Origin of the sequence: Rhodococcus sp. BUPNP1 (genome assembly GCF_002215235.1) — a bacterium.
Taxonomy (GTDB): Bacteria; Actinomycetota; Actinomycetes; order Mycobacteriales; family Mycobacteriaceae; genus Rhodococcus.
The window spans coordinates 1-4,365 of the sequence record NZ_NERM01000066.1 but is presented as its reverse complement, the minus strand read 5'-3'; the positions used below and the strand labels follow the sequence as shown (position 1 = coordinate 4,365).

Genomic DNA, 4,365 nt, shown 5'->3' with positions numbered 1-4,365 from the left:
CCAGCGAGCCGTCCACCGAGGCTCCCGCCCCGGCCCACGTCGCAGTCTGACCGATCCCCGGCACGAAGAAAGAGAACATCATGAGCCGCAAGAACGTCGTCGTCGTCGGACACGGAATGGTCGCCCACCGCTTCGTCGAAGCCCTGCGCGTCCGCGACGAGCAGAACAGCTGGTCGGTGACCGTGCTCGGCGAGGAGGCCGACGCCGCCTACGACCGCGTGGGACTGTCGTCCTACGTCGGAGCCTGGGACCGCAAGGAACTCGCCCTCGCCGGAAACGATTACGCAGCAGACGATCTCGTCGACCTGCGTGTCGGTACCCGCGCGGTGGGAATCGACCGCGCGGCCCGCACCGTCACCACCGCCGGCGGCGACGTTCTGCCCTACGACAGCCTCGTCCTCGCGACCGGCTCGTACCCCTTCGTGCCGCCGGTGCCCGGCCACGACCTGCCCGGTTGCTTCGTGTACCGCACGCTCGACGATCTCGACGGCATCCGCGCCGCCGCCGAACGCGCCAAGGCCGCCGGCCTCGCGGGCATCGTCATCGGTGGTGGCCTGCTCGGACTCGAGGCCGCCAACGCGCTGCGCCTGCTGGGAGTGACGCCGCACGTCATCGAGTACAACAACCGGCTCATGCCCGCTCAGGTCGACGAGGGCGGCGGCCGCGTCCTCGAGCGTCTCGTCACCGACCTCGGACTCGTCACCCACACCGGCGTGGGCACCGAGAAGATCGAGTCCGGACCGGAGGCGCTGCAGGTGACCCTGACCGACGGGACCGTCCTCGAGGCAGGGCTCGTGATCTTCTCAGCCGGCGTCCGTCCCCAGGACGAACTCGCCCGCGAGGCCGGACTCGAACTCGGCGGCCGCGGCGGGGTGCTCACCGACCGCACCTGCCGGAGCACCTCGGACGAGGCCGTCTACGCCATCGGCGAATGCGCCGCCGTCGAGGGCACCTGCTACGGACTCGTCGCGCCCGGCTACAGCACCGCCGAGGTCGTCGCCGACCGGCTCGTCGGCGGTACCGCCGAGTTCCCCGGCGCCGACCTGTCGACGAAGCTCAAGCTGCTCGGTGTGGACGTCGCGAGCTTCGGTGACGCCCACGCGACGACGCCCGGCGCCCTCGAGGTCGTGCTCTCCGACTCCGCGAAGGGCACCTACGCCAAGCTCGTCGTCTCCGACGACGCGAAGATCCTGCTCGGCGGCATCCTCGTCGGCGACGCCTCCGCCTACGGCAACCTGCGACCGCTCGTGGGCCGCGAACTGCCGGGTGATCCGGCCACGCTGATCTCCCCGGTGGGGGAGAAGCCGGGCGCCGGTGCGCTACCCGACGACGCCGAGGTGTGCTCGTGCAACGGTGTCACCAAGGGCGCGATCTGCGGCGCCATCTCCGAAGGTGCCTGCGACATCGCGCAGATCAAGTCGTGCACGAGCGCCGGCACCACCTGCGGCGGTTGCCTCCCGAGCATCAAGCAGCTGCTCGCCCAGTCGGGTGTGCAGATGTCGAAGGCCCTGTGCGAGCACTTCGAGCAGTCGCGCGCCGAGCTGTTCGAGGTCGTGCAGGCTACCGGCATCCGCACCTTCTCCGCGCTCATCGCCCAGTACGGCACCGGACACGGTTGCGACATCTGCAAGCCGGTGGTCGCCTCGATCCTCGCGTCCACCGACTCCGACCACATCCTGCACCCGAAGCAGGCCGGTCTGCAGGACACGAACGACCACTTCCTCGCCAACATCCAGAAGAACGGCACCTACTCGGTCGTGCCGCGCATGCCCGGTGGCGAGTGCACCCCCGAGCAGCTCATCGTGATCGGTGAGGTGGCACGCGATTTCGGTCTCTACGTGAAGATGACCGGCGGTCAGCGCATCGACCTGTTCGGCGCTCGCGTCGAACAGCTCCCGCAGATCTGGAAGCGTCTCGTCGACGCCGGCATGGAATCCGGCCAGGCCTACGGAAAGTCGCTGCGCACCGTCAAGAGCTGCGTCGGCTCCACCTGGTGCCGCTACGGCGTGCAGGACTCGGTCGGGATGGCCGTCGCCCTCGAATTGCGTTACCGCGGACTGCGATCGCCCCACAAGCTCAAGATGGGTGTGTCGGGTTGCGCCCGTGAATGCGCCGAGGCACGCGGCAAGGACGTCGGTGTCATCGCGACGGAGAACGGCTGGAACCTGTACGTGTGCGGCAACGGCGGCCAGTCGCCCAAACACGCACAGCTCCTCGCCGGCGGTCTCGACGACGAGACCCTCGTCCGCTACATCGACCGGTTCCTGATGTTCTACATCCGCACCGCCGACCGGCTCCAGCGCACCGCTCCGTGGCTCGACGCACTCGAGGGCGGTCTCGAGCACCTCAAGGAGGTCGTGTGCGACGATGCCCTCGGGATCGCCGACGATCTCGAGGCCGCGATGGCCAAGCACGTCGAGGGCTACAAGGACGAGTGGGCCGGCGTCCTCGAGGACCCGGAGAAGCTGGCGCGGTTCGTCTCGTTCGTCAACGCGCCCGAGCAGCCCGACCCCACCGTCCGCTTCGACGACAGCGGCCCCCGCAAGGTCCCCGTCCTCGTGGGTATGCCGGGCATCGGACCCGGAACCGGGGCGTGACGACCGCTTACCCCGAGGGAACGAGCGGGTAACGCGCTCGAAACACCCGGCACCCAAACTTCAGGACAGCAGTTTCAAGGAGGACAGCGATGACCGTCATCGAGACGCATACGGTAGGGGGATCGACGCGCGACAGCGTGTTCGACGGGCGGCTGGAATGGACCTCGGCCTGTCCGCTCAGCCATCTCATTCCGGGCCGCGGCGTGGCCGTGCTGCTGCGCGGCGGCGAGCAGGTGGCCCTGTTCCTGCTCGACGACGGAACCCTGCGCGCAGTGGGCAACTTCGATCCGTTCGGCCGCGCCGCGGTGATGTCCCGCGGCATCGTGGGCGACCGGGGCGGAGAGTCCACCGTGGCCTCGCCGCTGCTCAAGCAGGTCTTCTCCCTCGACGACGGCCGGTGCCTCGACGATCCGTCGGTGCGTCTGCCCGTCTACGAGGTGCGCGTGTGGGCGGGAGTCGTTCAGATCCACAGCCTCGTCCCGCGCGACCGGCGGCACGAGGATGCGACCGGAGAGGGTTCGTGAGCGACGACAACGCGCCGCTGCGGGGATTCACCATCGGCGTGACGGCAGCTCGGCGTGCCGACGAGTTCGCCACGCTCCTCACCAGGCGTGGGGCCGAGGTCGTGCACGCCCCCGCCATCCGCATCATCCCGCTGTCCGACGACGACGAGCTCGAGCGCGTCACGCGCTGCATCGTCGCGCAACCCCCGGACATCACGATCGCCACCACGGCGATCGGGTTCCGAGGGTGGATGGGTGCAGCGGAAGGCTGGGGACTCGCCGACGACCTCGCGCAGGCACTCGGCTCGAGCCGGATCCTCGCCCGTGGCCCGAAGGTCACGGGCGCGATCCGGGCCGCCGAACTCCGCGAGGAATGGTCTCCTTCCTCGGAATCGTCCGCCGAGGTGCTCGAACTCCTGCTGAAGGAGGGCGTCGCCGGCCGCCGCATCGCGGTGCAGCTGCACGGCGAGCGCACCGAATGGGAGCCCGGGACCGACGTGTGCGAGGCGCTGCGCGCTGCGGGTGCCGACGTCGTGCCCGTCCCGGTCTACCGGTGGACGGCCCCCGAGGATCTCACCGCGCTCGACCGGATGATCGAGCAGATCGTCGAACGCGGACTCGACGCCGTGAGCTTCACCAGCGCACCGGCCGTCGCGTCGATGCTCATGCGGGCCAAGGAGACCGGCTGGCTCGAGCCGATGCTGCGGTCGTTGCGTACCGGCGTCACCGCGGTGTGCGTCGGTCCCGTCACCGCGGCACCGCTCACCGAACTCGACGTGCCCGTCAGCATGCCCCACCGATCCCGGCTGGGTTCGCTCGCCCGGCACATCGCCGAGGAACTTCCCCGGCGGGCCGTGCGCATCGAGGCCGGCGGTCACGTGCTCAGCCCGCGAGGGCGCTGCGTGATCGTCGACGGCACCGTGCGGTGCCTTCCCCCTGCCGGGATGGCCCTGATGCGCACGCTCGTCGCGCGCGCCGGTCTCGTCGTCTCCCGCGAGGAACTCCTCGCCGCACTGCCCGGGGGTGGCGGCGACACCCACGCCGTCGAAACCGCGGTCGCCCGAGTGCGCTCGGCTCTCGGCGCACCGGCGATCGTTCAGACCGTCGTCAAGCGTGGCTACCGCCTCGCCGTCGACCCGGAAGGACTCTCAATGACAGTGTCAAGCAGCAACTGCAACCGAAGCCGGGTTGTCGATGCTGAATTCTCGGCCGTCACGCAACAACGCCCACAGAACATCGACCAGGCGCCGGGCCAGGGCCAGTAG

Annotated in this window: 3 protein-coding genes; all 3 read left to right on the top strand. The window is 69.8% G+C overall.

The genetic code is table 11. The features are described 5' to 3' along the window. Nucleotides 1-80: 80 nt before the first annotated feature. Entirely contained in the window at nt 81-2,597 is a 2,517-nt protein-coding gene (gene nirB / locus B9C99_RS25360) for a nitrite reductase large subunit NirB (protein ID WP_088899787.1), read from the top strand. A gap of 89 nt (nt 2,598-2,686) precedes the next feature. Further along, nucleotides 2,687-3,121, top strand: coding sequence for a nitrite reductase small subunit NirD (gene nirD, locus B9C99_RS25355; protein WP_088899786.1), 435 nt, complete (start codon nt 2,687-2,689; stop codon nt 3,119-3,121). Continuing rightward, nucleotides 3,118-4,365, top strand: a complete 1,248-nt coding sequence (locus B9C99_RS25350) for a uroporphyrinogen-III synthase (protein WP_088899785.1) — start codon at nt 3,118-3,120, stop codon at nt 4,363-4,365. The genes nirD and B9C99_RS25350 overlap by 4 nt, the downstream gene beginning before the upstream one ends.

What these genes read in the sequence shown, in the direction of transcription:
- nirD (WP_088899786.1), top strand. Translation starts at nt 2,687, where the DNA reads ATGACCGTCATCGAGACGCATACGGTAGGGGGATCGACGCGCGACAGC.
- nirB (WP_088899787.1), top strand. Translation starts at nt 81, where the DNA reads ATGAGCCGCAAGAACGTCGTCGTCGTCGGACACGGAATGGTCGCCCAC.